Annotated in this window: 26 protein-coding genes; 19 read left to right on the plus strand and 7 right to left on the minus strand. The window is 72.8% G+C overall.

Annotation, left to right across the window (positions count from 1 at the left end; translation table 11 throughout):
- Nucleotides 1-118: 118 nt before the first annotated feature.
- The 14 genes from rimM to ACZ6Y7_RS31715 all read left to right on the plus strand — a co-directional run bounded on the left by rimM (nt 119) and on the right by ACZ6Y7_RS31715 (nt 13034).
- Complete coding sequence (gene rimM, locus ACZ6Y7_RS31650; RefSeq protein WP_465761365.1) at nt 119-748, plus strand: ribosome maturation factor RimM; 630 nt, start codon at nt 119-121, stop codon at nt 746-748.
- A gap of 47 nt (nt 749-795) precedes the next feature.
- Complete coding sequence (gene trmD, locus ACZ6Y7_RS31655; RefSeq protein ID WP_465761415.1) at nt 796-1614, plus strand: tRNA (guanosine(37)-N1)-methyltransferase TrmD; 819 nt, start codon at nt 796-798, stop codon at nt 1612-1614.
- Nucleotides 1615-1768: 154 nt separating this feature from the next.
- On the plus strand, nt 1769-2119 hold the full coding sequence (rplS, locus tag ACZ6Y7_RS31660) for a 50S ribosomal protein L19 (protein ID WP_030306736.1): 351 nt from the start codon (nt 1769-1771) through the stop codon (nt 2117-2119).
- Nucleotides 2120-2493: 374 nt separating this feature from the next.
- Nucleotides 2494-3228 (plus strand): signal peptidase I, encoded by a 735-nt coding sequence (gene lepB / locus ACZ6Y7_RS31665; protein WP_465761366.1) that lies wholly within the window; start codon nt 2494-2496, stop codon nt 3226-3228.
- Complete coding sequence (gene lepB, locus ACZ6Y7_RS31670; protein ID WP_465761367.1) at nt 3212-4225, plus strand: signal peptidase I; 1014 nt, start codon at nt 3212-3214, stop codon at nt 4223-4225. Before lepB (ACZ6Y7_RS31665) ends, lepB (ACZ6Y7_RS31670) begins: the two co-directional genes overlap by 17 nt.
- Before the next feature lie 177 nt (nt 4226-4402).
- On the plus strand, nt 4403-5407 hold the full coding sequence (lepB, locus tag ACZ6Y7_RS31675) for a signal peptidase I (RefSeq protein ID WP_465761368.1): 1005 nt from the start codon (nt 4403-4405) through the stop codon (nt 5405-5407).
- A 142-nt stretch (nt 5408-5549) separates the two neighbouring features.
- Nucleotides 5550-6305 (plus strand): signal peptidase I, encoded by a 756-nt coding sequence (gene lepB, locus ACZ6Y7_RS31680; RefSeq protein ID WP_465761369.1) that lies wholly within the window; start codon nt 5550-5552, stop codon nt 6303-6305.
- A 112-nt stretch (nt 6306-6417) separates the two neighbouring features.
- Nucleotides 6418-6891 carry an NUDIX hydrolase gene (locus tag ACZ6Y7_RS31685; protein WP_465761370.1) on the plus strand — a complete coding sequence of 158 codons (474 nt, stop codon included), beginning with the start codon at nt 6418-6420 and terminating at the stop codon, nt 6889-6891.
- Nucleotides 6892-6946: 55 nt separating this feature from the next.
- On the plus strand, nt 6947-7273 hold the full coding sequence (locus ACZ6Y7_RS31690) for a DUF2469 domain-containing protein (protein WP_030056781.1): 327 nt from the start codon (nt 6947-6949) through the stop codon (nt 7271-7273).
- Between the two features lie 168 nt (nt 7274-7441).
- Nucleotides 7442-7945 carry a YraN family protein gene (locus ACZ6Y7_RS31695; RefSeq protein WP_465761371.1) on the plus strand — a complete coding sequence of 168 codons (504 nt, stop codon included), beginning with the start codon at nt 7442-7444 and terminating at the stop codon, nt 7943-7945.
- Nucleotide 7946: 1 nt separating this feature from the next.
- Nucleotides 7947-9656: a YifB family Mg chelatase-like AAA ATPase gene (locus ACZ6Y7_RS31700; protein ID WP_465761372.1), complete on the plus strand. Its 1710-nt coding sequence runs from the start codon at nt 7947-7949 to the stop codon at nt 9654-9656.
- A gap of 5 nt (nt 9657-9661) precedes the next feature.
- Nucleotides 9662-11008, plus strand: coding sequence for a DNA-processing protein DprA (gene dprA / locus ACZ6Y7_RS31705; RefSeq protein WP_465761416.1), 1347 nt, complete (start codon nt 9662-9664; stop codon nt 11006-11008).
- A 336-nt stretch (nt 11009-11344) separates the two neighbouring features.
- Nucleotides 11345-12295 (plus strand): RNA polymerase sigma factor WhiG, encoded by a 951-nt coding sequence (whiG, locus tag ACZ6Y7_RS31710; protein ID WP_465761373.1) that lies wholly within the window; start codon nt 11345-11347, stop codon nt 12293-12295.
- 157 nt (nt 12296-12452) lie between these two features.
- A complete protein-coding gene (locus ACZ6Y7_RS31715; RefSeq protein WP_465761417.1) occupies nt 12453-13034 on the plus strand; it encodes a TetR/AcrR family transcriptional regulator in 582 nt (193 codons plus the stop codon).
- Here ACZ6Y7_RS31715 and ACZ6Y7_RS31720 read toward each other — a convergent pair.
- Nucleotides 13021-13536 (minus strand): peptidoglycan DD-metalloendopeptidase family protein, encoded by a 516-nt coding sequence (locus tag ACZ6Y7_RS31720; protein WP_465761374.1) that lies wholly within the window; start codon nt 13534-13536, stop codon nt 13021-13023. The two genes, ACZ6Y7_RS31715 and ACZ6Y7_RS31720, sit on opposite strands and share 14 nt — an antisense overlap.
- Before the next feature lie 897 nt (nt 13537-14433).
- On the opposite strand from ACZ6Y7_RS31720, the gene rpsB reads away from it, so the two are divergent.
- From rpsB to ACZ6Y7_RS31745, 5 genes are all read left to right on the plus strand, one after another.
- On the plus strand, nt 14434-15276 hold the full coding sequence (gene rpsB / locus ACZ6Y7_RS31725) for a 30S ribosomal protein S2 (RefSeq protein ID WP_402224735.1): 843 nt from the start codon (nt 14434-14436) through the stop codon (nt 15274-15276).
- A 129-nt stretch (nt 15277-15405) separates the two neighbouring features.
- Nucleotides 15406-16245 carry a translation elongation factor Ts gene (gene tsf, locus ACZ6Y7_RS31730; RefSeq protein ID WP_402224737.1) on the plus strand — a complete coding sequence of 280 codons (840 nt, stop codon included), beginning with the start codon at nt 15406-15408 and terminating at the stop codon, nt 16243-16245.
- A 261-nt stretch (nt 16246-16506) separates the two neighbouring features.
- Nucleotides 16507-17271 (plus strand): UMP kinase, encoded by a 765-nt coding sequence (pyrH, locus tag ACZ6Y7_RS31735; RefSeq protein ID WP_329929692.1) that lies wholly within the window; start codon nt 16507-16509, stop codon nt 17269-17271.
- 98 nt (nt 17272-17369) lie between these two features.
- Nucleotides 17370-17927, plus strand: a complete 558-nt coding sequence (frr, locus tag ACZ6Y7_RS31740; protein ID WP_465761375.1) for a ribosome recycling factor — start codon at nt 17370-17372, stop codon at nt 17925-17927.
- A 257-nt stretch (nt 17928-18184) separates the two neighbouring features.
- Entirely contained in the window at nt 18185-19357 is a 1173-nt protein-coding gene (locus ACZ6Y7_RS31745) for a phosphatidate cytidylyltransferase (RefSeq protein ID WP_465761376.1), read from the plus strand.
- A gap of 282 nt (nt 19358-19639) precedes the next feature.
- Here ACZ6Y7_RS31745 and ACZ6Y7_RS31750 read toward each other — a convergent pair whose 3' ends face one another.
- The 6 genes from ACZ6Y7_RS31750 to ACZ6Y7_RS31775 form a co-directional block, all read right to left on the minus strand.
- On the minus strand, nt 19640-20881 hold the full coding sequence (locus tag ACZ6Y7_RS31750) for a tyrosine-type recombinase/integrase (protein ID WP_465761377.1): 1242 nt from the start codon (nt 20879-20881) through the stop codon (nt 19640-19642).
- 3 nt (nt 20882-20884) lie between these two features.
- On the minus strand, nt 20885-21115 hold the full coding sequence (locus tag ACZ6Y7_RS31755) for a helix-turn-helix domain-containing protein (protein ID WP_465761378.1): 231 nt from the start codon (nt 21113-21115) through the stop codon (nt 20885-20887).
- A 246-nt stretch (nt 21116-21361) separates the two neighbouring features.
- A complete protein-coding gene (locus ACZ6Y7_RS31760; RefSeq protein ID WP_465761379.1) occupies nt 21362-22699 on the minus strand; it encodes a DUF3987 domain-containing protein in 1338 nt (445 codons plus the stop codon).
- A gap of 70 nt (nt 22700-22769) precedes the next feature.
- On the minus strand, nt 22770-23717 hold the full coding sequence (locus ACZ6Y7_RS31765) for a bifunctional DNA primase/polymerase (RefSeq protein WP_465761380.1): 948 nt from the start codon (nt 23715-23717) through the stop codon (nt 22770-22772).
- Between the two features lie 62 nt (nt 23718-23779).
- Nucleotides 23780-24127, minus strand: coding sequence for a hypothetical protein (locus ACZ6Y7_RS31770; protein ID WP_465761381.1), 348 nt, complete (start codon nt 24125-24127; stop codon nt 23780-23782).
- 8 nt (nt 24128-24135) lie between these two features.
- Entirely contained in the window at nt 24136-24753 is a 618-nt protein-coding gene (locus ACZ6Y7_RS31775) for an SAM-dependent methyltransferase (RefSeq protein WP_465761418.1), read from the minus strand.
- Nucleotides 24754-24815 lie beyond the last annotated feature (62 nt).

Here is a 24815-nt window from a genome sequence, read left to right on the forward strand (position 1 = left end):
GTCCCGCCCGCTCGCCCCTCCGGCGCGTACCGGGCACCAACCATCGCAACCGGCCCTTCGCAGCGCGTCGGGCTTCCCGTTTCGGCTCAGGCTCAGGAACTCCAGGAGAACGATCACCGTGCAGCTCGTCGTCGGCCGGATCGGCCGTGCCCACGGCATCAGGGGGGACGTCAGTGTCGAGGTCCGCACCGACGAGCCGGAGCTCCGGCTCGGGCCGGGTGCGGTCGTGCTCACCGACCCCGCGTCGGCCGGGCCGCTGACCGTCGAGTCCGGTCGGGTGCACAGCGGCCGGCTGCTGCTGCGCTTCGTCGGCGTCAAGGACCGCAACGCGGCGGAGGCGCTGCGGGGCACCCTGCTCATCTCCGAGGTCGACCCGGAGGAGCGCCCGGACGACCCGGAGGAGTACTACGACCACCAGCTGATCGGCCTGGACGTCGTGCTGCTCGACGGCACCCTGGTCGGCGAGCTCACCGAGGTCGTCCACCTGCCGTACCAGGACCTGCTCACGGTGAAGAAGGCCGACGGGACGGAGGTGCTGGTGCCCTTCGTCAGCCAGATCGTGCCGACCATCGACCTGGAGAACCAGCGTGCGGTGATCACCCCGCCGGCCGGGCTGATCGACCCGGAGCAGGCCGAGGTCGCCGGAACGTCGTCGGCGGCCGAGGGCTCCGAGAGCTCCGAGGGCTCCGAGAGCTCCGAGGGCTCCGAGGGTTCGGACGGCTCCGAGGGTCCGGAGGAGTCGGAGTGACCTTCGCGGAGAGCGGCGGCGTGCCGGGCGACGCGGTGCAGAGCGGGATGCGGATCGACGTCGTCACGATCTTCCCCGAGTACCTGGAGCCGCTGGACATCTCGCTGGTCGGCAAGGCCCGCGCGCGCGGGCAGCTGGACGTGCACGTCCACGACCTGCGGGAGTGGACCCACGACGTGCACCGCACGGTGGACGACAGTCCGTACGGCGGCGGTCCCGGCATGGTGATGAAGCCCGAGCCGTGGGGCGAGGCGCTGGACGCGGTGGTCGCCGCCGGGCCCGAGGGCGAGCTGCCTACGCTGGTCGTGCCGACCCCGAGCGGGCGCCCGTTCACCCAGGAACTCGCCCAGGAGCTGGCCGGTCGGCCCTGGCTGGCCTTCACCCCCGCGCGGTACGAGGGCATCGACCGCCGGGTGATCGAGGAGGCGGCCACCCGGATGCCGGTGGTCGAGGCCTCGATCGGCGACTACGTGCTGGCCGGCGGCGAGGTCGCGGTGCTGGTGATGGTCGAGGCGATCGCCCGACTGCTCCCCGGGGTGCTGGGCAACGCCGAGTCCCACCGCGACGACTCCTTCGCGCCGGGCGCGATGGCCGACCTGCTGGAGGGCCCGGTCTACACCAAGCCCGCCGAGTGGCGCGGGCGCACCGTGCCGGACGTGCTGCTCAGCGGCAACCACGGCCGGATCGCCCGCTGGCGTCGGGAGCAGGCCTTCGCCCGCACCCTGGCGAACCGGCCCGACCTGATCGAGCGCTGGCAGTACGGCGCCTTCGACAAGAAGGACCGGGAGGCGCTCGGCGTCCTCGGCCTCGCCTGGGACGAGCGGCTCGGCCGATTTCGGTCCGTGGCCGGTGATGTGGAAGAATAGGCCGCTGCTGTCTGTCGCTGGTCCCTTCTGGTAGGGGGCACGTGGACCGGCGCCCCCGCCACGGGGGGATCGTCGTCAGCCGATGCGGCCCGCAGCAGACCCCATTGTGACGATTTTCCGTGGGCGGCCCGTGGCGCCTGCGATGGAGAGCAACATGAGCAACAAGCTCGCTGCTGTCGACGCGGCCTCGCTGCGTAGCGACATTCCGGCCTTCCGCGCCGGTGACACCCTGAAGGTCCACGTCCGGGTCATCGAGGGCAACCGCTCCCGTGTCCAGGTCTTCCAGGGCGTCGTCATCCGCCGCCACGGCGCCGGTATCGGTGAGACCTTCACCGTCCGCAAGGTCAGCTTCAACGTCGGCGTGGAGCGCACCTTCCCGGTGCACACCCCGGTCGTCGAGAAGATCGAGGTCGTGACCCGCGGTGCGGTTCGCCGCGCCAAGCTGTACTACCTGCGTGACCTCCGCGGCAAGGCCGCGAAGATCAAGGAGAAGCGCGACCGCTGATCCACCGGCCCCCGGCCTCGCCGGGGAACCGGATCGCTCTGGGGGGCCGAACGGCCGCACGGTAAGCTCACCCCCCGATGAGCACGCACGAACCACCCGCGGACCGCGACGGCAGTCCCGCACCCACCGGTGCGGACTCGCTGTCGCGGTCCGCGGTCGTTCCCGGGGGAAGCGCGGGGGCGGATTCCCGGGCCGTGCCCGGGGAAGCGACGAACGGGACGGTGGTTGCCGTCGCCGGAGGAGCCGCTGGCGGAGCCGCCGGCGCCGCTGCCGCCGGAGCCGGCCCGGAAGCCGGCGGGGAAGCCGGCGAGGGCTCGGAGCAGGGCTCGGAGCAGAACTCCGACCGGGGCTCCGACCGGGACGGGAAGCCGGTCGTGGAGCCCGTCACGGAGCCGGTCGCGGAGCCGGTCGCGGAGCAGGAGGAGGAACCGGGCCACTCGCGCTCGCACGACCTGCTGCTCTTGGCGGGGATCTGCCTGGTGGCCCTGCTGCTGGTGAACGCCTTCGTGGCGCGCCCGTTCACGGTGCCCTCCGGTTCGATGGAGGACACCCTGCGCCCCGGTGACCGGCTGCTCGCCAACCAGCTGGCATACGCCTTCGGCGGCCACCCCCAGCGGGGCGACGTCGTGGTCTTCGACGGGACGGGCTCCTTCCTCCCCGAGCCGTCGAAGCCGAAGGGCTTCGGGGACCAGGTGCGTGCGCTCGCCCGGGACCTCGGACTGGCCCCGGCCGGGAACACCGTCTACGTCAAGCGCGTGATCGGCGTCGGCGGGGACCGGGTGACCAGCACCGGCCCGGGCGCGCCGATCACCGTCAACGGCGTTCCGGTGGACGAGACCTCCTACCTGTCCCCGGGGGACGACGCGTCGAGCGTGGCCTTCGACGTGGTGGTGCCGACCGGTGAGCTGTGGGTGATGGGCGACCACCGCAGCGCCTCCCGGGACTCCCGCGACCACCTCGGTGAGCCCGGCGGCGGCTTCGTGCCGGAGGAGAAGGTGATCGGGCGCGCGGACTGGGTGGTCTACCCGTTCTCGCGTTGGACCGGCCTGGACCGGCCCGCGGTCTTCGCCGCGACTGCGGGGACGGGTGGTCATGGGGACCAGAGGTAGGGGCCGGATCGCCGAGCGCCCGGTCGACGGGCCGGCCGGCACCGGTCCGCAGAGCGCCGGGCCCGCCACGGCTGCGCCGGTACGCGGCCGGGCCGAGCGCCGCCGCACCGCCCGACGGGCGGCCCGCCGGCGCAAGCGGTCGCTGGTGCGCGAGATCCCGATGATCATCCTGGTGGCCCTGCTGGTGGCGCTGGTGATGAAGACCTTCCTGATCCAGGTGTTCGTGATCCCCTCGGGCTCGATGGAGGAGACCATCCGGATCGGCGACCGGGTGCTCGTGGACAAGTTGACCCCCTGGTTCGGCAGCGAGCCGCAGCGCGGCGACGTGGTGGTGTTCAAGGACCCGGGCGGCTGGCTGGAGAGCGACCGCAAGCCCTCCGGCGACGGTCCGGTGCTGGCCGGGGCCAAGCACGTGCTGACCTTCGTGGGCCTGCTGCCGTCCGACAACGAGCAGGACCTGATCAAGCGGGTGATCGGCGTCGGCGGGGACACCGTCGAGTGCTGTGACGCGCAGGGGCGGCTCAGCGTCAACGGCCAACCGGTGGACGAGACCTACCTCGCGCCCGGCAACCCGCCGTCCCGCCAGCCCTTCAAGGTGAAGGTGCCGCACGGGCGGCTGTGGGTCATGGGCGACCACCGGGACGTCTCCGCCGACTCCCGCTTCCACATGGGCAATCCGGGCCAGGGCACGATCCCGCTGAGCGGCGTGGTCGGTCGCGCGTTCGTGATCGCCTGGCCGCTGGACCGCTTCCATCAACTCGACGTGCCGAGTTCACTCTCCTCTCCCGCGCGGACCCCGCAGGCCGGTGGAACTGCCGCGGAATCCGTGGGCGTTGGGCCGCTTCCTGAAGAACCTCCGCTCGTTATGGGTGTGTTGGGCATCCTTCCGTTCGTCGTTCGTCGTTCGTCGGCCGCGGCGGCCTCCGGATTGAGCGGCGCGGGCCGCCGACCGGCTGGGCCTCGCGTGTGGGACCGCGAGCCGGATGCCTCGGAGTGATAGAGAAGTGCAGGTGCGGCCGGGAGTGGTCCCGGTCGCGCGCCGAGGCTGTGCTGGTGTCAGGGGAGCCCGCGGTGGGCAGCCCTGAGGCGTTCATGGTCCTGGCGAGCGTGGTGCCCGCTGTGCGGCACTCTGAGCGCGGGCGCGCGGGCGTCCGCACAGCAGGGAGGAGACGTTGTGGGGGATTTGGTGATCGGCGCCCGCTCGGGTGCCGGAGAGCCCGAGGGCCCAGGCCGTCGGGCGGCCCGGTCCGCCGAACCGTCGGCGTCCTCGGCCGCGGTCGACGACGCCGCGGCCCAGACCGCCGACGAGCAGGGCGCCGGGGCCGAGGACTCGCCGGAATCCTCGCGCCCGGACTCCGGGCCGGCGGACGGGTCGGAGTCGCAGGCTCCGGCGAAACCGCCCAAGCAGCGCTCGTTCTGGAAGGAACTGCCGATCCTGGTCGGGATCGCGCTGATCCTCGCGCTCGTGATCAAGACCTTCTTCGTCCAGGCGTTCTCCATTCCGTCGGAGTCGATGCAGAACACGCTGCAGGTCGGCGACCGCGTCCTGGTGGACAAGCTGACCCCCTGGTTCGGGGCCGAGCCCGAGCGCGGCGAGGTCGTGGTCTTCCACGACCCGGGCGGCTGGCTGAACGACGAGCCGACCCCGCAGAGCAGCAACTCCTTCGTCCGCGGACTGCAGGACGTGCTCAGCTTCGTCGGCCTGATGCCCTCCGCCAACGAGAAGGACCTGATCAAGCGGGTCATCGCGGTCGGCGGGGACACCGTCGAGTGCGAGGGCGAGGGACCGGTCAAGGTGAACGGCGTCGCGTTGAACGAGCCGTACGTCTACCAGGGCAACACCCCCTGCGGTGACCACCCCTTCGCACCGGTCAAGGTGCCGAAGGGCCGGATCTGGGTGATGGGCGACCACCGCGCCAACTCGCTGGACTCCCGCTTCCACATGGACCAGCCGGGCGGCGGCACCGTGCCGGTGGACAACGTGATCGGACGCGCCTTCGTGGTGGCCTGGCCGATCGACCACTGGTCGACGCTGCCGGTGCCGGACACCTTCGACCAGAAGGGCCTGGCGGCGGCCGCGCCGATGGCGCCCCCCGTGGCCGGTGCGGTGGGAGCCGTCGCCCTGCTCCCGCTGGTGCGCCGGGTGCGGGGCCGGGAGGAGCGCCGGAAGGAGTCCTGAGCTCCACCGGCTTGCCCCCGACCCTTGCGCGGGCCGTGGTACCGACGAGTAATCTGCTCGGACGTGCCACGGCCCGTCGGCGTTCCCGCCGGTGCCTCCGGCGTGCCAGTGTTCTCCGGTCGGCCAGAGGTGGACGGTGTCGATGAGCAGTGTCGTGGACCAGACGGCCGACCGCCCGGCCGCGCCCGCCCCCGAGCGCCGTCGGCCCGGCGCGGTGCTGCAGGGCGTCGCGCTGGCGCTCGGGCTGGTGCTGATGGTCGGCGGCTTCGCCCTGATCGCGGTCGACTACCGGCCGTACAAGATCCCCACCGCCTCGATGCACCCGACGCTGCAGGTCGGGGACACCGTGCTCGCCCGCAAGGTCGCCGGCGGGGCCGTCGGCCGGGGCGACGTGGTGGTCTTCCGGGACCAGGCCTGGGGCGGCGAGCTCATGGTCAAGCGGGTGGTCGCGGTCGGCGGGGACACCGTCGCCAGCAGCGGGGACAACCACCGGCTGACGGTCAACGGACAGCCGGTGGACGAGCCCTACCTGGCGACGCAGGGGCGGCAGGGCGAGTCGTTCGGCGTGACCGTGCCGGCAGGCCGGCTGTTCCTGCTCGGCGACAACCGGGTCGGCTCGCTCGACTCCCGCACCCACCTGGAGGTCGACGGCGGGACCGTGCCGGCCGACGCCGTCGAGGCCAGGGTCGAGGCCACCCTGCAGCCCTTCGGCCGCGCGGGCCTGCTCGACCGGACCACGGCCTTCGACGGCTTCGCCGGGGCGAAGACCTCGCGGCCCGGCCCGCTGGAGCCCGCCGCCTACGCCAGCGTCGGCGGCGCGGCGCTGATCCTGGTGACCACGGCGGTCGGCGGGGTGGCGGGCCTGGCCCGCCGACTGCGCCGGGGGCGGAACTCCTGAACGCGGCCGTCGCGGAGCGGGCCGCTCTGTCGAACATCGCCCCGGACGGCCGCGCCGGGTGGCAGGATCGGTAGCGCCACCGGTGCGAACGGAAGGAGTGGGGAGGGCTGCCATGACCGCACAGCGCCGCAAGGCGGCGCGGATCCTGCTGCTGGACGGGCTGGACCGCATCCTCCTCTTCCTGGGCGCCGACCCGGCCGTCCCCGGGGAGACGTGGTGGTTCACGCCCGGTGGCGGTTTGGAGGCGGGGGAGGACGTGCGCGAGGCCGCCGCGCGGGAGCTCGCGGAGGAGACCGGCTTGCGGGGCGTGGACCTGGGGCCCGTGGTGGCGTACGGCACGGTGTCGTTCTCCTTTCGGGGACAGCGCTACGAGCAGGAGCAGTGGTTCCACCTGGCCCGGACCGCGGAGACGGGCCTGGACCACTCGGCCATGGGCGCGGACGAACACGCCCAGCTGCTCGCGACGCGCTGGTGGACGCTCGAGGAACTGAGGGGCACCGCCGAGACGGTCTATCCGGTCGGCCTCGCCGACTTCCTGGAACGGCTGCTGGTCGAGGGCCCGCCGGTGGATCCGGTACGGCTCTGACCGTGGGTGCGGTGGTCCACAATGGGTGGACGTGACAAGTTGAGGGGACGCCTGGATGAGTGCCGAAGATCTCGAGAAGTACGAGACCGAGATGGAGCTCAAGCTCTACCGGGAGTACCGGGACGTCGTCGGCCTGTTCAAGTACGTGATCGAGACCGAACGACGGTTCTACCTCACCAATGACTACGAGCTGCAGGTGCACTCGGTCCAGGGCGAGGTGTTCTTCGAGGTGTCGATGGCGGATGCGTGGGTCTGGGACATGTACCGGCCGGCCCGGTTCGTCCGCAAGGTCCGGGTGCTGACCTTCAAGGACGTGAACATCGAGGAACTCGCGAAGAGCGACCTGGAGCTGCCCTCGGACGAGTCCGGCTTCGGGAACTGACGTTGGACGACTCCCTCCCGCGTTGTCCAGCCGAATATCGCGGGGCCGGGGCTTCTCACCCTTGCGGGTGACGGAAAACGTCGGTCGACCCGAGTTATCCACAGGGAAACGGAATTTCCGGACCCCGAGGCACGCGGTCGTGCAGCCTCCTCGGCGGAGGTGGTCACCATGCAGCACACCGTCGTGCAGGACCAGGCCGTACCGGACGCGGCCGTGCCCGGGGGCACAACGCGAGGGAGCCCGGAGCGCAGCACCAACAACGGGCTCGGCCGCTACGGCGAGCGGGTCGCCGCCCGCCACCTCGCGGAAGCCGGGCTCCGCATCCTGGACGCCAACTGGCGCTGTGCCGAGGGCGAGCTGGACATCGTCGCCCTCGACGGCGACACGGTCGCGGTCTGCGAGGTGAAGACCCGCTCCGAGCGGGGCTTCCAGCAGCCCACCGAGGCCATCGACCAGACCAAGGCCGCGCGGCTGCGGCGACTGGCCGAGCGCTGGATGGCCGAGCGCTGGCCCGGGCACTTCGCCCGGCTGGCCGGGGTCGACGACGGCGCGGCGCCGACGGACCCGCACTGGCCCCCCGCCCCGCCGGGCGGGGTGCGGATCGACCTGGTCGCCGTGGTCAACCGGGCGCGGGGTGCGGCCGTGGTCGACCACCTGCGGGGGGTGGTCTGACATGGCCTTCGCCCGAACCTGTTCCGTCGCGCTGGTCGGCGTCGACGGGGTGATCGTCGAGGTCCAGGCCGATCTGGAGCCCGGGGTGGCCGCGTTCACCCTGGTCGGCCTGCCCGACAAGGCGCTCACCGAGGCCCGCGACCGGGTCCGCGCCGCCGTGGTCAACAGCGGCGAGGCGTGGCCGCAGCGCAAGCTCACGGTCGGCCTCAGCCCCGCCTCGGTGCCCAAGAGCGGCAGCGGTTTCGACCTCGCGGTGGCCTGCGCCGTGCTGGCCGCCGCCGAACGGCTCGACCCCTCGTCCATCGCCGAACTGCTGATCATCGGCGAGCTGGGGCTGGACGGCCGGGTGCGGCCGGTGCGCGGGGTGCTGCCGTCGGTGCTGGCGGCCGCCGACGCGGGCTACCAGCGGGTCGTGGTCGCCGAGCAGACCGCGCCCGAGGCCTCGCTCGTCCCCGGGGTGACGGTGATCGGCGTCCGCAGCCTGCGCCAGCTGGTCGCGATCCTGACCGGCGCGCCGCCGCCGGAGGAACCGCCCGATCCGATCGGTGGCCGCCCCGATCCGCTGATGGCCGGGCTGATGCTGCCCAGCGCGAGCGTGCGGGGCCTGTCCGACGACAAGGCGGCCCGCCTCGACATGGCCGACGTGGCCGGCCAGTACGAGGCGCGGCGAGCCCTGGAGATCGCCGCCGCCGGCGGACACCACCTCTACCTGAAGGGCCCGCCCGGCGCGGGGAAGACCATGCTGGCGGAGCGGCTGCCCGCGCTGCTCCCGCCGCTGACCCAGAAGGAGGCGCTGGAGGTCACCGCCGTGCACTCGGTGGCGGGCCTGCTGCCGGCCGGGCGTCCGCTGATCGACACCGCGCCCTACTGCGCCCCGCACCACTCGACCACGATGCCCGCGATCGTGGGCGGCGGCAGCGGTCTGCCGAGACCGGGCGCCGTCTCGCTTGCCCACCGGGGCGTGCTGTTCCTGGACGAGGCTCCGGAGTTCCCGGTCCGGGTTCTCGACGCGCTACGCCAGCCGCTGGAGTCGGGCGAGGTGGTGATCGCCCGCTCGGCCGGGTCGCTCCGGCTCCCGGCCCGTTTCCTCCTGTGCCTCGCGGCCAACCCGTGCCCGTGTGGTCGGCACTCCCGGCGGGGAGAGGGCTGCGAGTGCACCCCGGCGATGGTCAGCCGTTACCAGGGCCGGCTGTCCGGGCCGCTGCTCGACCGGGTCGACCTCCAGGTCCAGGTCGCCCCGGTGACGCGGGCCGAGCTCATGGAGCGGGACGCCTCGGCGGAGAGCACCGAGACCGTCGCGGCCCGGGTGCTGGCCGCACGGGAGCGGGCGGCGGCCCGGCTGGCGAACACCCCGTGGCGGACCAACGCGGAGGTCCCCGGCCATGAGTTGCGCACCCGCTGGCAGCTCGCGTCGGGCGCGCTCAACGACGTCGCGCGCCAGTTGGAGCGGGGGGTGCTGACCGCCCGCGGCCTGGACCGGGTGCTCCGGGTCGCCTGGACGGTCGCCGATCTCGCCGGCCGGGACCGGCCGGACCAGCGGGACGTCCGCACCGCCCTGGTCCTGCGCACCGGGGTGGAGCACGGGTTGCCGCTGAGCGAGCGGATCTTCGGTCGGCTCGGGGGGATTCCGGCCCAGCGCAGCGGCCCGCCCGACGGCGGCCGACCGGGGGCCCAGGGTCAGGCTGCGGAGAACACGGAGGACGAGGCATGAACCGGATGCTGCGGCACCCGCAAACCGGGCACCCCCAACCGGAGCACCCGCAAACCGGGCGCCCCGGACCCGAGCACCCGCACCCAGGGCGCTCCGAAGCGGGACTCTCCCGAACGCCGTGCGCGGCGGGCGCCGAGCCCCAGGGCATCGCCACCGGAGCCACCGCCACCGCCACCGCCACCGCCACCGCCGGCGCCGGTGTCGGCGGCGCCGCCGACACCGTAACGTCGCGTGAATCCGAGCGCGTCGCCCGCGCCCTGCTCAGCCGCCTCAGTGAACCCGGGGACGCGGTGGTCGGCCGGTGGCTCGTCCGGCTCCCCGCCGTCGAGGTGGTCGAGGCGATCCGGGCCGGCACCGTCCCCGACCACCCCGGCCTGGACGCCGCCCGGCTGACCGGCTACCAGGCGAGACTCCCGGGGCTGGACGGGGAGACGGACCTGAAACGGGTACGGCACGTCGGCGGCCGGTTCATCATTCCGGGGGACACCGAATGGCCCAGCCAGCTCGACGACCTGGGCGACGGCCGGCCGGTCGGGCTCTGGACGGTCGGTACCGGCTCGCTCCGGCTGCTCGCGCTCCGCTCGGTCGCGATGGTGGGGTCCCGCGCCTGCACGGCCTACGGCGCCCATGTCGCCGGGGAGCTGTCGGCCCAGCTGGCCGAGCGCGGCTGGGTGGTGGTATCCGGCGCCGCCTACGGGATCGACGCGGCCGCCCACCGCGGCGCACTCGCCGTCGGCGGGATGACGGTCGCCGTGCTCGCCTGCGGAGTCGACGTGGCCTACCCCAAGGGCAACGCCGAACTCATCCGGCGGATCGGTGTCCAGGGTCTGCTGGTCAGTGAACTCCCGCCCGGGGAGCACCCGAACCGCTTCCGCTTCGTCCTCCGGAACCGGGTCATCGCCGCGCTCACCCGCGGCACCGTGGTGGTCGAGGCGGCCGTGCGCAGCGGAGCCCTGAGCACGGCCAGGCGGGCGCGGGACCTCAACCGCCACACCATGGGCGTCGCCGGCCCGGTGACCTCGGAACTCTCGGCCGGGGTGCACGCCCTGATCCGCAGCGGCGCCGCCACGCTGGTGACCGACGCGGCCGAGATCACCGAGTTGATCGGGGCGATCGGGGAGGACCTGGCCCCGCAGCGCAGCGGCCCTGTCCTGCCGCGCGACCTGCTGGAGCCCGCGGTGGCCCGGGTGCTGGAGGCCGTACCGGCGACGGCGGAGGGTGCGCCCATCGAACGACTGGCCCGCCAATCGGGCCTCCCGCCGGACGAAGTGCTCCAGCGGCTCTACGAATTGGGCTCGCTCGGCTACGTCGAGCGACACGGCGCGCACTGGCGCGTCCTGCGGAGGAGGTGAGCGCGGGGGCGGAGAACACGCGTGCGCCCAGGGAGGGCTCGTCCGAACGGCCCGGCTGACCTGCAGATGCGGTTCTGCCGCTGGTGCGCCCGGATCCGGTGAGTGAACGCCACCGGATCGGGGGACGACCGAGTGGCGGTAGCGCTTTGCAGTGAGTCGGTCACGCTACGCTCCACATGCCTTCCCTATCAGCACATGACTCGGCAGAACGGCGCAGACCAACGTATGCCCACACACATTCCCGGACACAGAGTGACCGGCGGCGCTCGGTCCTCGGGAGGGCCGCGGACCGAGCGGCGCCCGGCGACCGAGTTCCCGTCCAAGTCGGCGGGGACGATGGGAGGCCTGTCGCGGCAGGGCGGCCGGCCGACGGTGGTGCCCGGCCAGCCCGCGGACGCGGCCCGCGGCGCCGAGGCGGCCCGGTCCGCCGACCCGTCGGTGGACCCGTCCGCGCACCGGAGCGCCGACACGGCCGCCGACCCGCCCCCGGACACGGGACCGACCGGACGGGAGGCCGCGACCCAGGGGCGCAGCGCGCTCGAAGAGCTCTGGCGCTCCTACAAGGAGACCGGTGACCAGCGGCTGCGCGAGCAGCTGATCCTGCACTACTCACCGCTCGTCAAGTACGTGGCGGGCCGCGTCGGGGTCGGCCTGCCCTCCAACGTCGAACAGGCGGACTTCGTCTCCTCCGGGGTCTTCGGGTTGATCGACGCGATCGAGAAGTTCGACATCGGTCGCGCCATCAAGTTCGAGACCTACGCGATCAGCCGCATCCGCGGCGCGATCATCGACGAGCTGCGCGCCCTGGACTGGATCCCGCGCTCGGTGCGGCAGAAGGCGAAGGCGGTCGAGCGGACGTACGCGACGCTGGAAGCCCGGCTGCGCCGGACGCCGAACGATCCCGAGGTCGCCGCCGAGATGGGCATCGCGATCGAGGACCTGCACGCCATCTTCAGTCAGCTGTCGCTCGCCAACGTGGTGGCGCTGGACGAGCTGCTCCACCCGGTGGGGGAGGGCGGCGACCGGCTGAGCCTGGTGGACACCCTGGAGGACCACGGCGCGGACAACCCCGTCGAGGTGGCCGAGGACCGCGAGCTGCGCAGACTGCTGGCCCAAGCGATCAACACCCTCCCCGAGCGGGAGAAGACCGTGGTGACGCTCTACTACTACGAGGGGCTCACCCTCGCCGAGATCGGGCAGGTGCTGGGGGTGACGGAGAGCCGGGTGAGTCAGATCCACACCAAGTCCGTCCTCCAGCTGCGGGCCAAGCTCTCGGACGTCCGGTAGCGCGCCGGTCCGGCGGTGTGCGGGCCCGGCGGTGTGCGGGCCCGGTCGGCCGGACCGCCCCGGGCGGGGGCCACGGGTCCTCCGGTGCGCGGCGCCGTATCGGCCGTCGGGTGGGGCTCCGTAGAGTGGGAGCGTGCCGAAGATCCGAGCGGCCACGGTGGCCGAGCATCGCCAGCTGCAGCGGGCAGCCCTCCTCGACGCTGCCCGCACCCTGCTCACCGAGGGTGGCAAGGAGGCGTTGACCTTCCCCGCGCTCGCGGCGCGCACCGGCCTGGCACGCTCTTCGGTCTACGAGTACTTCCGCTCGCGCGCCGCGGTGGTCGAGGCGCTCTGCGAGGTGGACTTCCCGCTGTGGGCGGCCGAGATCGAGGCCGGGATGGCGAGCTGCGACACGGCCGCCGAGCGGATCGAGGCGTACGTCCGCGGTCAGCTGGCGCTCGCCGCCGACCCGCGCCACCGCGCGGTCGTGGCGATCTCGGCGCTGGAACTCGACGAGGCCGCGCGCGAGCGCATCCGGGCGGCGCACGGCAAGCTGGCCGGCCTGGTCGTCCAGGCGCTGGAGGACCTGGGCCACGAGCAGCCCCGGCTCGCCGCGGCGCTGTTGCAGGGGGTCGTGGAGGCGGCCGTCCGCCGGGCCGAGCAGGTGGCGGGAGGCCGCGCCGGCTGTCTGACCGAGAGTTCCTGGGAGATCGCGGACACCGCCGTCGCCCTCGCGTTGCACGGCCTCAGCCGGGCGTGACCGGCAGCTCGTCCGCCAACGCCTGCCCGACCACCGTCTGCCCGACCACCGCCCACCCGACCGTCGCCCGCCCCGCCCCTGCAGGCCCGGACCCCGTCCGTACCCGCCCGGACCCCGTCGGCTCCGACCCCGCCGGCTCCACCCCCGTGGGGCCGGCGCCCGCCGGTTCCGGGCCCACCGGCAGCAGCCGTGCGGCGCCCGCGCCGAGCAGCGCCAGCGGGTCTAGGTAGCGGCCTGCGCGCAGCAGTCCCCAGTGCAGGCAGTCGCGTGCGGGGCAGTGCCGCCCGTCCGGGGCGAGCCGCCCGATCGCCTGCCCGGCGGCCACCGGGGTGCCGACCGGGAGGGTGCCGACGACGGGCAGGTAGGTGGTCCGGAGCGGGGGAGACCCCGAACCCGGGTGGGAGACCGTCACCACCGGACGCCCCGCCACCTGCCCGGAGAACACGACCACCCCGGCGGCGGCCGCCCGCACCTCCGCCCCGGGCACGGCGGCGAGGTCCACTCCCCGGTGTCCGGCGGCCCAGGGCTTCGACGGCGGGTCGAATCTCCCCAGGACCCCGCCGGCCCCGCCCACCGGCCAGGCCCTCGCAGCACCCGAGCCGCCGGAGCCACCGGAGCCACCGGAGCCGTCGGAGCCACCCGAGGCACCCGCAGCGCCCGAGGCACCCGCAGCGCCCGAGGCACCCGGGGCACCCGCAGCGCCCGCGGCCCCCGCAGGCACCGAGGCCCCGGTGGCGCCCGGCGCCCCGGGCACCCCCGCCACCGCCATCACCACCCCCACCGCGACCGCCTTCCGGACACCGACGAACCACGCGCGACCACCCATGCGGGAAGGCTCGCCGCTCGGACCGCCCCCGCACCACCCACATCCGGATGCCTGTGGACAAACCGCCCCCGGACCGATAGCTATCCCCCGGACGGGTGTACGGATGCCGCCATCCGGTGTACAAGGGGCATGCCGGCGGCGGCCAGCGGGCAGGCAGCCGACCAGCACCCGAGCGCCGGCCGGGGCCGCCATCGCGCCACGCCGGCCCGCCCGTCCGGGCCCTTCCCGGGTTCTTCCCGGTTCCTCGGCGACCCCGCGGCCGCTCGTGAAGTCGCCCGCCACTCGGCGCTTCCCGTACACTTCACACGCGACCCGGTCCGCCGGGTCGACTTCGCACGCCCCGCCACCGGCGGTCGGACGCGGTTCTCCCGCGGCCCCGCCAGGTGCGAGTGCCGCTCGGTCCGCCGAGCCCGACCGGCCCCCGGGCCGAGCGGGCGGAAGCGGCTCGGCACGTTCGGGGCGTCAGGCGTGGCTGTCACCTGGCCGCCACGGACAAACCGAGACTGACCCGGCCGTGGGCGATCGCTCCGAGGAGCTGCCCCCGCCGGGCCGTAACACCTGAGGAGCACGGCAATGGCCGTCGTCACGATGCGGGAGCTGCTGGAGAGCGGCGTCCACTTCGGTCACCAGACCCGCCGCTGGAACCCGAAGATGAAGCGCTTCATCATCACCGAGCGCAACGGCATCTACATCATCGACCTCCTGCAGTCGCTGAACTACATCGACCGCGCCTTCGAGTTCATCAAGGAGACCGTTGCCCACGGCGGCAGCGTCCTCTTCGTCGGCACGAAGAAGCAGGCCCAGGAGGCCATCGCCGAGCAGGCCACCCGCGTGGGCATGCCCTACGTGAACCAGCGCTGGCTCGGCGGCATGCTGACCAACTTCTCGACCGTCTACAAGCGCCTGCAGCGCCTCAAGGAGCTCGGCGAGCTGGACTTCTCGGACGTGGCCGGCTCCGGCCTCACCAAGAAGGAGCTCCTGGTCCTCCAGCGCGAGCACGACAAGCTGGAGAAGACCCTCGGCGGTATCCGCGACATGCAGCGCGTTCCCAGCGCCGTCTGGATCGTGGACACCAAGAAGGAGCACATCGCGGTCGGCGAGGCCCGGAAGCTCAACATCCCGGTCGTCGCCATCCTCGACACCAACTGTGACCCGGACGAGGTCGACTACAAGATCCCGGGCAACGACGACGCCATCCGCTCCGTCACCCTGCTGACCCGCGTGATCGCCGACGCCGTGGCCGAGGGCCTGAAGGCCCGCGCCGGTGTCGCCAAGGGCGACGCCAAGGCCGAGCCGGGTGCCGACCAGCCGCTGGCCGACTGGGAGAAGGACATCCTCGAGGGCGAGAAGAAGGCCGAGGAGGCCCCCGCCGCCGCCGAGGCCCCGGCCGCCGAGGCTCCGGCCGAGCAGGCCTGACGTACCAAGGGTGAGGGGCACCCGCCGGTACGAAGCCGGCAGGTGCCCCTCTCTCCCGCGCCGGGACCGAACCACCGGTCCCGGCGCAACTCCACGCAGACACGCGAGACGCGAGAAGAGATTCACACCATGGCGAACTTCACCGCCGCGGACGTCAAGAAGCTCCGTGAGCTCACCGGCGCCGGCATGATGGACTGCAAGAAGGCCCTGGACGAGGCCGAGGGCAACGTCGAGAAGGCCGTCGAGCTCCTGCGCATCAAGGGCCAGAAGGGCGTTGCCAAGCGCGAGGGCCGCGACGCCTCCAACGGCGCCGTTGCCGCTCTGATCGCCGAGGACAAGAAGTCCGGCGTCCTGGTCGAGCTGAACTGCGAGACCGACTTCGTCGCCAAGGGTGACAACTTCGTCAAGGTCGCCGACGCGATCGCCGCCCACGTCGCCAAGAGCGCCCCGGCCGACCTGGACGCCGCCCTGGCCTCCGAGATCGAGCCCGGCAAGACCGTCCAGCAGTTCGTGGACGAGGCCAACGCGACCCTGGGCGAGAAGATCGTCTTCCGTCGCTTCGCGCAGTTCGACGGTGACGGCTTCGTCGCGGTCTACCTGCACAAGACCAGCCCCGACCTGCCGCCGGCCGTCGGCGTCCTGGTCGAGCTGGACAAGGAGAACGCCGAGGTCGCCAAGGACGTCGCGCAGCACATCGCCGCGTTCGCTCCGAAGTACCTGTCCCGCGAGGAGATCCCGGCCGAGGAGCTCGACAACGAGCGCCGCGTCGCCGAGGCCACCGCGCGCGAGGAGGGCAAGCCGGAGGCCGCCCTGCCGAAGATCGTCGAGGGCCGCGTCACCGGCTTCGTGAAGGAGAACTCCGTCCTGGAGCAGGCCTTCGCGAAGGACAACAAGAAGACCGTTGCCAAGGTCCTCGAGGAGAACGGCGTCGCCCTCAAGCGCTTCGCCCGCTTCCGCGTCGGCGCCTGAGCGACGTTCCACCTGGTCCCCGGCCCCCTTACGCTGGGAACCGCCCCCGCCCGCTGACCGGGGCGGGAGGAACGCCGAACGGGCTCACCCAGCGCCAACCGTCCACGGGCGGGCTCGCGTCGGCACCATGAACGACGAGGAGGCCATTGCCGTGCAGGACACCGAACCGGTTCCCGCGGCAGTGGCCTCCTCGCGTGTACGCGCAGGCGGGGCATCCGCACACCCGCGCCTGTGACCAGTAGGTGCAAAAAGGAGAAGTCCATGCAGGAGACGCAGGAGACCGCGCAGGACCCCAGGGACGGCTCGCGCCGCCGGGTGCTGCTGAAGCTGTCCGGTGAAGCCTTCGCCGGTGGCGGCGGGCTCGGCGTCGACCCGGACGTCGTGCACGCGATCGCCCGCGAGATCGCCACGGTCGTCCGCGCCGGTACCGAGGTCGCGGTGGTCATCGGCGGCGGCAACTTCTTCCGGGGCGCCGAGCTGCAGGTTCGCGGCATGGACCGGGCCCGCTCCGACTACATGGGCATGCTCGGCACCGTGATGAACTGCCTGGCGCTGCAGGACTTCCTGGTCAAGGAGGGCATCGAGACCCGGGTCCAGACCGCCATCACCATGGGCCAGGTCGCCGAGCCGTACCTGCCGCTGCGGGCCGTCCGGCACCTGGAGAAGGGCCGCGTGGTGATCTTCGGCGCGGGTATGGGCATGCCGTACTTCTCCACCGACACCACGGCCGTCCAGCGCGCGCTGGAGATCCACGCCGACGTCCTGCTCATGGGCAAGAACGGCGTGGACGGCGTCTACGACTCCGACCCGCGCACCAACCCGGACGCGGTGAAGTTCGACGCGCTGGAGTACTCCGAGGTCATCGCGCGCGACCTCAAGGTGGCCGACCTCACCGCGATCACGCTGTGCAAGGACAACAACCTCCCGATGCTGGTGTTCGAACTGCTGGCGGAGGGCAATATCGCGCGTGCGGTGAAGAGTGAGAAGATCGGCACACTCATCAGCCAGGATTCTGTCCGGGCCTGAGCAGCAGCCAGCCGTACGGAACGGCGCGGGCGCCGCGACCGGCCACCGCGCCGACACCGGTCGGAACAACCGCAGATGAACCGGACAGGGAGACCACAGTGATCGAAGAGACCCTCCTCGAGGCCGAGGAGAAGATGGAGAAGGCCGTCAGCGTCGCCAAGGACGACCTCGCGGCGATCCGCACCGGCCGCGCGCACCCGGCGATGTTCGCCAAGATCGTCGCGGAGTACTACGGCGCCATCACGCCGATCAACCAGCTGGCCTCGTTCTCGGTGCCGGAGCCGCGGATGGCGGTCGTCTCGCCGTTCGACAAGACCGCGCTGAAGGCCATCGAGCAGGCGATCCGCGACTCCGACCTGGGCGTCAACCCGTCCAACGACGGTTCGATCATCCGCGTGGTGCTGCCGGAGCTCACCGAGGAGCGCCGCCGGGAGTTCATCAAGATCGCCCGCACCAAGGGCGAGGACGCCAAGGTCTCGATCCGTTCGGTGCGCCGCAAGGCCAAGGACGCCATCGACAAGCTGGTCAAGGACGGCGAGGTCGGCGAGGACGACGGCCGCCGCGCCGAGAAGGAGCTCGACGACACCACGGCCAAGTACGTGGCCCACGTCGACGAGCTGCTGAAGCACAAGGAAGCCGAGCTGCTCGAGGTCTGATGAACGACGCCCCTGACGCCCCTGGCTACTGGGGCCCGTCCGACCAGCAGTTCCAGCCCTACCGCCCGGCGCCGCAGCCTCAGGCACCCCGTACCCCGGCCCACCCGGCGCCGGGGTACGGCGAGCAGGCGCCGGCCCAGGGACACCCCGGCCACCCGGGAGCGCCGGGCGGCGCTCCCGCGGAGCCGGGCCTCCGTTCGGATCACTCGCAGCAGCCTCCGGTGTACTGGGGCGGCGACGCGGAGGAGACTCAGGTCATGCCTCCCGTACCGGCCGACCCCGGCCCGCCTCCCGGTGCGCCGGTCGGCACCGGACCGGCCGATCCCGCTGCGGGCCCCGGCCGCCAGGCCGGCCGGCTGAGCGGCCCGCTGTTCCGGGACGAGCAACCCGAGACCGCACCGCCCGGCGTGACGGAGACGGTCGTGCTGCGCGCGATATCCGACGACGCCTCCCCCGCCCCCGGCCACGGCACCCCGCCGTACCCGGGGGCACCGGTGCATCCCGCGCCGCCGCCCAGCCACCCGGCGGCCGGGCACCCCCACTTCGTGCCGTTGTCCCACCCAGGGCAGGAGACACCCGTGGCCGCCCAGCCCGACCCGCAGCCGCAGCCGCGCAAGCAGCGCGGTGGCCGTAACCTCCAGGCCGCCATAGGCGTGGGGGTCGGTCTCGGCGCGGTGATCGTCGCCTCGCTGTTCGTGGTGAAGGCGCTGTTCCTGGTCGTCGTGATGGCCGCGGTGGCGGTCGGCGTCTGGGAGCTGACCAGCCGGCTCGCCGAGCGCAAGCAGATCAAGGCACCGCTGGTCCCGCTGGTCGTCGGCGGCATCGCCATGGTCGCCACCGGCTACTGGTCCGGGATCCAGTGGGCCGCGGCCTCGCTCGCGCTGACCGGGCTGGCGGTGATGGTCTGGCGGATGGCCGAGCCGCCGGAGAACTACCTGCGGGACATAACGGCGGGGGTGTTCACCGCCTTCTACGTGCCGTTCCTGGCCACCTTCGTGGCGATGATGCTGGCGGCCGACGACGGCCCGCAGCGGATCGTGCTCTTCCTGATCGTCACCATCTGCAGCGACACCGGCGCCTACGCCGTGGGCTACAAGTTCGGCAAGACCAAGCTGGCCCCGACGATCAGCCCCGGCAAGACCCGCGAGGGCCTGGCCGGCGGCATCGCGCTGTCGATGCTGGCGGGCGCGCTGCTGATGCAGCTGATCATCGACGACGGCAGCTGGTGGCAGGGCCTGATCCTGGGCGGCTGCGCGGCGGTCACCGCGACCCTGGGCGACCTGGGCGAGTCGATGATCAAGCGCGACCTCGGGATCAAGGACATGGGCACCCTGCTGCCCGGCCACGGCGGCATCATGGACCGCCTGGACTCGCTGCTGCCGACCGCCCCGGTGGTCTGGCTGCTGCTGGCGGCCTTCGTCGGCAGCTGATCCGCGCGTACGAGCGCAGGGCCCCGGACGCCTGGCGTCCGGGGCCCCGTGCTTCCCGAGGCCGGGAACGACTTCCCGCCCAGCGGAACGACTCCCGCGTGGCCTCGGGCGGACCCGTGTGGCTCCGTGCGCGGGCGGGGCGGACTCCCGGCGTCTGCGACACTGGAACAACCATGCCTAAGCCCGGAGAACATTGACGGGCGTAAAGACGAAAGGCCCCCTACCAGCGGTTTTCCCGCCGGTAGGGGGCCTTTCTGCACGCCTTGGGCCGTCCCTGGGCCGTCAGGCGGTCGAGTCGCCAGGCAGGAACAGCTTGTCGACGGCCTTCCGCGCGCGATCCTGGCTGTTCGGCATGAGGTGGGCATAGACCCGGAGTGTCAGGGCCGGGTCGGCGTGGCCGAGGTAGTCGCTGACGGCCCGGATGCTCTCCCCCGCGTCGAGAAGCACCGACGCGTAGAAGTGCCGCAGGGCGTGCATGCCGTGCTCGCGCGCCGAGGCGTAGGGCTCACCGGGACGCGGGGTCGGGATGAGGCCGGCCGCGGCGATGGCGGGCTTCCACTCCTGGAGGTTGAAGTTGCTCCGCCAGACCGGCCCGTCTGCAGTGTTGCTGAACAACAGCCGGAAGGTGACCTTCGGACCGTCCGGGGTCTTCCACGGGAGCGTGATCGGGACGGGCTTGCACCTGTCCATATGGGCGCGGACGGCGGCAGCCACGGAGCGGGGGAGCGGCACGTCACGCTCCTTGTTGCACTTCGGGGGAGCGAATACGGCCTTCCCCCGAATCTGCTTCACCTGGCGGAGCACCCGTACGGTGCCCGTCTCGAAGTCGAGCGCGTCGTCCTCGGCGAGACCGACAATTTCGCCCTGCCGGAGTCCGCATCCGGCCCCCAGATCGGCCATCGCCTGATATCGCTCCGGCAGGGCGCTGCGTACTGCGAACACCTGCTCCGGGAGCCACGGGACGATGCGGCGGGTCTCGACGGCCGGCGGACGGACCGACGCGGCGCCGCACGGGTTGCGGCTCAGAAGCCCGTCGTCCACGGCGGCAGACAGGACCGCCCGCACGTCGGAGTAGATGTTCCGGGCGTACCCGCCCGAGATCGGGCTCTGCTCCAGCCCCTTCACCAGCTCCTGAATGTGGGACGGCCGGAACGAGTCGAGCGGCCGGCGGCCGATCCTGGGGAACGCGTGCAGTCGCAGCCTGGTCTCCACCAGCACCTGACTGGCCGGGTCTGTGGTTTGTGCCTTGAGCCACCGTTCCGCGAACTGCTGAAACGTCGTCCGCGACGCCTTCGGGTCGATGTACTGGCCGCGCGACATGTCGGCCTCGATTTGGGCCAGCCACTCCTCAGCCTGCCGCTTCTGCCGGTCGGCAAAACTCTTACTCTTCTCGGTCCCGTCGGGCCCGACGTAGCGGGCACGGTAGCGCATACCTGTGCCGTAACGGTCGGTGCGGACGCGCTGCGGCTTGCCGTCGGGGCCGGGCTCAGTCTTGTACCAACGGTCCTGGACGTGTCCAGCCAAGTGTCAGGCCGCCTCTCGGCTCTGGTCCGCCACCCATTGGGCGACGGCGTCGGGGTGGTATCGGAGGTGCCGACCGACCCGGAAGCCGGGCGGCCCGGTGCGCTTGCGGCGCCACTGATAGACGGTCTCCAGGGGGACCTTGAACAGCGCCGCGACGTCCTCAGGTTCGAGGTAGCTGATCGGCAGCGGCCGGATGTTCACGTCGGCACCCGTACTGCGACCCTTCGAGGGCATGGCGAAGCCTCCAGGTGGGGGTGGAAAGGGTGGAAAGGGGTGCTAAGCCCGGTGACCTGGGCTTTTGCGGTGAGGGTGGGGGGTGGAAAGGGGGTGGAAAGGGGGGTGGAAAGGGTCTGGCGTTCAGCCGGAGCGGGAGGGGCGGGGGGGCTTTCCACCCCCTTTCCACCCCCCTTTCCACCCCCTCCGTGTCCCGCGTTTTCGCAGGTGGGAGGGCTTAGCACCCCTTTCCACCCTTTCCACCCCTCAGGTGGCGGGCGGGGCGTAGAGCAGGACGGTGGCGTGGCGGCCGGCGCCGGGGATCTGGGCGCTGCCGTAGCCCTCGATCTGGAGGAGGGCGGCGACCAGGCGGTCCCGTTCGTCCTTGCTGGACTTCTTGAAGAGGCGGTAGACCTCGTCCCCGGTGAGGCCGCGGGCTCCGGCGGCGCGGACGGCGCCAGCGAGCTTGTCGAGCTTGCGGTCGCCGGTGGTGTGCTCGGGCATGCCGAGGACGTGGGCGGCGGAGGCGCGGGAGTAGTTCACGAGGGCGTGGGCGGCCCGCAGGTGGGCCTCCTCGATCTGTCGGCGGCGGTCGAGGAGGGCGTAGACCATGGCCAGGCGCAGGGTGTAGGGGGCGGCGCGGGCGGTGAACTCGGCGAGGGGGCCGTCTCCGTCCTCGTCTCCGCACAGCGCCGGGTAGATCTCGTCGCGCCAGAGCTTGCGGGCAGCCTCGGCGAGGGTGACCTCTCCGGCCTGGGCGGCGTCGGCGAGGGCGGCGCGCCAGGAGGCGCCGAGGCTTTCCACAAGCTGTGGATCGGCGCCCCGGGACTCGGCGAGGATCAGGTTGCGGTGGACGAAGACCGGCAGGTAGCGGTTGTAGGTGCCGCCGGCCATCTCGGAGTCCTGCATCTTGGCGCGCAGTTCGCGGGGGCTGATGTGGCCGATGATCGCGATGTGCGGGGCGGTGGCCTTGAGCGCTTCGCGGTTCATGACGCCGAGGTCTTCGCCGTTCCAGGCCTGGCGCAGGACTCCGCCGAGGGAGGACCCTTCGCGGCGGGCGCGGGCCATGGTGATGCCGTACTCGGACTCCACGATCCAGCGGCGCTTGTCGATGTGGCCGGGGTCGTCCTTCTTGGTCGGGTCGCCGTCGCGCACGGCTTCGATCAGGCCCTCTCCGGAGGACAGGCCGGACAGGCAGTTGTCCTTGGCGAAGCCGGGGGCGGTGGCGGACAGGATGAGGCGGGCGGTGTTGGTGGCGGCTCCCTTGCGGCCGGCGGCGGTCGCGCCGATCGTCAGGGCCCAGATCAGGGCGGGGTGGCGGTCGTTGCCGATGCGCAGGTGCGGGCAGGAGTCGGCCCTGCCCGCGCCGCTGGGGCCGAGCAGGGCCCCGGCGCCGGAGAGCAGGTTGACCAGCACGCCGACCGGGTCGGCCTCCGTGGTCGGGTCCAGTTCCCGAACGGTGTACCCGACAAGGCCCTGGAACACGGCCGGGTCGGGGACCGGCCCGGGCCGGGTGGGCCGCTCCACGCCCTCCGCGTCGTCGTAGAGCGGGTTCCTGGGCGTGGTCTGGCGGGGTTCGGCGGTCATGAGGTCGGGGGCGGTCACTCGGCCTCCTGCCTGTTCCGGTCCCCGCCGGAGAAGCGCTTCTCCTGGCGGGACGAAGGGTGAAGGTTGCTCATGCGGCCCGGCCCACCGATCCGGCGCCGCGGGCCAGGCCCTTGGCGATGGTGCGGCGGCACTCCGCCTCACCCAGCCCGCACGCCTGTCCGGCCGCGAGCAGGGCGTCCGCGGCGTCGTGCTCGGGCAGCGTCCCGGCTCCGACCAGCCGGCCCAGGGCGGCGGCCGAGGCGAACAGGGTGTGGTTCCTGACGCCCTCTCCGGCGGACGAGACCTTCTCCGTCTCGCCGCGGACGGCGGCCTGGAGGTAGGCCTGCAGGCGCCCGATCCGGGCCCTCACCGCCGCCGTGTCGAGCTTGGCGACCGGGGGTGCCTTGGGGGCGAGGCGGGTGGCGAGCCAGGTGGGCAGCGGCATCGGCGGGACATCGAGGGTGACCGTGTAGGGGCGTCCGGCGACGGTGCTGCCGGCGGCGACGACGTAGCCGCCGTGGGCGCGGGTGTCGACCTTCCAGCCGAGCCCGAGTCCCTTCTCGCCGGTGGTGTTGCGCAGGACGAGTCCGGGCGGGGCGGTGAAGTAGAGGTGGGTGCCGCCTCGTCCGGTGCGGACGGTGAACGTGTCGTAGTGGCCGTACGGGTCGTGCTCCTCGCTCAGGGCGGTGAACACGTCGTGCCCGTCGGTGACGCCCTGGTCGGCCCACTGCTTGGGCGGGAGGTCGCCGCGGTGTTTGGGGGTGTCGAGGTCGATCACGACCAGGTTGGAGGGGCCGCAGGCCAGGCCGATGTTGTAGGGGCCGTGGGTCCAGGCGCGGCGGATCGTGTCGGGGTCGGTGGTGGCTCGGCGCTCCCATCCGAGGTGCCCGGAGGTGCAGGGGCCGGTGCGCGGGCACCGTTCCTCGCTGTGCAGGGCGGGGTGCTTGTGGTTCGGGGCGAGCGGGAAGACGTGCCAGCCGCGGGCGGCGGCGGCCAGGGCGGAGGTGAGCGGGTCCGGGGACCGGCGATCGGTCATGCGGGAGTCCTCTCGGTGAGGCGGGCAGGGGCCCGGGAGGACGGGCCCCTGCCCGCGAAGGGTCAGAGGTCGAAGAGGGCGTCCGGCTCGGCGGACGGGACGGCGGCCTGCGCGGCCTTGTCGGCGGCGCGGCGGGTGGCGTCGTGGCAGTGCTGGCACCAGGCGGACAGCTGCCGTTTGGGCAGGGCGGCGGCCTTGTGCGGAGGCAGCAGCAGTGCGGCGGGGTCGGCCGGGGCGGCGAGCAGGTGCACCCAGCTGCGGCCGTGCCGGGTCTGGTAGGCGCCGTGGACGGCGGGGCAGCGCCCGCCGGTCTTGTCGTGCTTGGTGCCGCAGGTTCCCCGGCACTGGCAGCGGCCCGCTGCGGCGGCCATGACGGCCTGCCACAGGGCGGCCCCGGCGAGGGGCGGCACGCGCCCGCTCACGCGGCGGCCCGCCGGGCGTCCTGGCCGAGGTGCCGGGCAGCCTGGCGTCCGATCAGCTCGGTGTAGGCCGGGGGGATGGCTTCGCGCAGGCCGTCGCGGGTGGCCCAGGGCATGCCCATCACGGCTTCGCTGCGGGCGAGGGGGACGTTGGAGAAGTTGCCGACGACGTGCATGAACTCGCCCTCGGCGACGGGGCGGCCCATCTTGGCGTTCGGTGCGGTGTGGATCGGGTGCTCAGGTGGGGCGAGGGCGAGTCCGCCGCCGGGCTCGAAGAGGCGGTGGCGGTAGGTGCGCAGGCCGAACATGGTGCCGCAGAGCAGCACCGGGTCGTGCAGCTCGGCGCGGGCTTCCTCGACGTTCTCGATGACCCACGGGCGGCCGGTGGACTGCAGGGCGGTGCGGGTGGGGGCGATGAGGTCGGGGTGTTCGCGGCGGCGGATCTTCTGGCAGCGGGTGTAGCGCTGGCACGGCGGGGAGGCGTGGACGAAGTCGAAGAGGTGCCCGTACTCCGTGACGAACTGCACGGCGTCGGCCCGGAGGAAGGCGAACGGGTTCCTCGGCTGCGGGGCGTTGTCGAGGCTGAGGACGCGGTATCCGGCGAGGTGGTAGCCCATGCCGGCACCGCCCTGGCACCCGTAGGCGTCCAGGACGGTCAGGCCGTTCCACGGGCGCTCGG

Source organism: Kitasatospora sp. NPDC053308 (assembly GCF_055585785.1).

Excerpts from the sequence above, each read along its gene's own strand:
- ACZ6Y7_RS31700 (WP_465761372.1), top strand. The coding sequence starts at position 7,947 with ATGGCCTTCGCCCGAACCTGTTCCGTCGCGCTGGTCGGCGTCGACGGG.
- trmD (WP_465761415.1), top strand. The coding sequence starts at position 796 with ATGCGGATCGACGTCGTCACGATCTTCCCCGAGTACCTGGAGCCGCTG.
- ACZ6Y7_RS31685 (WP_465761370.1), top strand. The coding sequence starts at position 6,418 with ATGACCGCACAGCGCCGCAAGGCGGCGCGGATCCTGCTGCTGGACGGG.
- lepB (WP_465761369.1), top strand. The coding sequence starts at position 5,550 with ATGAGCAGTGTCGTGGACCAGACGGCCGACCGCCCGGCCGCGCCCGCC.
- whiG (WP_465761373.1), top strand. The coding sequence starts at position 11,345 with ATGGGAGGCCTGTCGCGGCAGGGCGGCCGGCCGACGGTGGTGCCCGGC.
- pyrH (WP_329929692.1), top strand. The coding sequence starts at position 16,507 with ATGCAGGAGACGCAGGAGACCGCGCAGGACCCCAGGGACGGCTCGCGC.
- dprA (WP_465761416.1), top strand. The coding sequence starts at position 9,662 with ATGCTGCGGCACCCGCAAACCGGGCACCCCCAACCGGAGCACCCGCAA.
- tsf (WP_402224737.1), top strand. The coding sequence starts at position 15,406 with ATGGCGAACTTCACCGCCGCGGACGTCAAGAAGCTCCGTGAGCTCACC.
- ACZ6Y7_RS31775 (WP_465761418.1), bottom strand. The coding sequence starts at position 24,753 with ATGGGCTACCACCTCGCCGGATACCGCGTCCTCAGCCTCGACAACGCC.
- ACZ6Y7_RS31695 (WP_465761371.1), top strand. The coding sequence starts at position 7,442 with ATGCAGCACACCGTCGTGCAGGACCAGGCCGTACCGGACGCGGCCGTG.
- lepB (WP_465761367.1), top strand. The coding sequence starts at position 3,212 with ATGGGGACCAGAGGTAGGGGCCGGATCGCCGAGCGCCCGGTCGACGGG.
- ACZ6Y7_RS31690 (WP_030056781.1), top strand. The coding sequence starts at position 6,947 with ATGAGTGCCGAAGATCTCGAGAAGTACGAGACCGAGATGGAGCTCAAG.
- ACZ6Y7_RS31755 (WP_465761378.1), bottom strand. The coding sequence starts at position 21,115 with ATGCCCTCGAAGGGTCGCAGTACGGGTGCCGACGTGAACATCCGGCCG.
- rpsB (WP_402224735.1), top strand. The coding sequence starts at position 14,434 with ATGGCCGTCGTCACGATGCGGGAGCTGCTGGAGAGCGGCGTCCACTTC.
- ACZ6Y7_RS31765 (WP_465761380.1), bottom strand. The coding sequence starts at position 23,717 with ATGACCGATCGCCGGTCCCCGGACCCGCTCACCTCCGCCCTGGCCGCC.
- ACZ6Y7_RS31745 (WP_465761376.1), top strand. The coding sequence starts at position 18,185 with ATGCCTCCCGTACCGGCCGACCCCGGCCCGCCTCCCGGTGCGCCGGTC.
- rplS (WP_030306736.1), top strand. The coding sequence starts at position 1,769 with ATGAGCAACAAGCTCGCTGCTGTCGACGCGGCCTCGCTGCGTAGCGAC.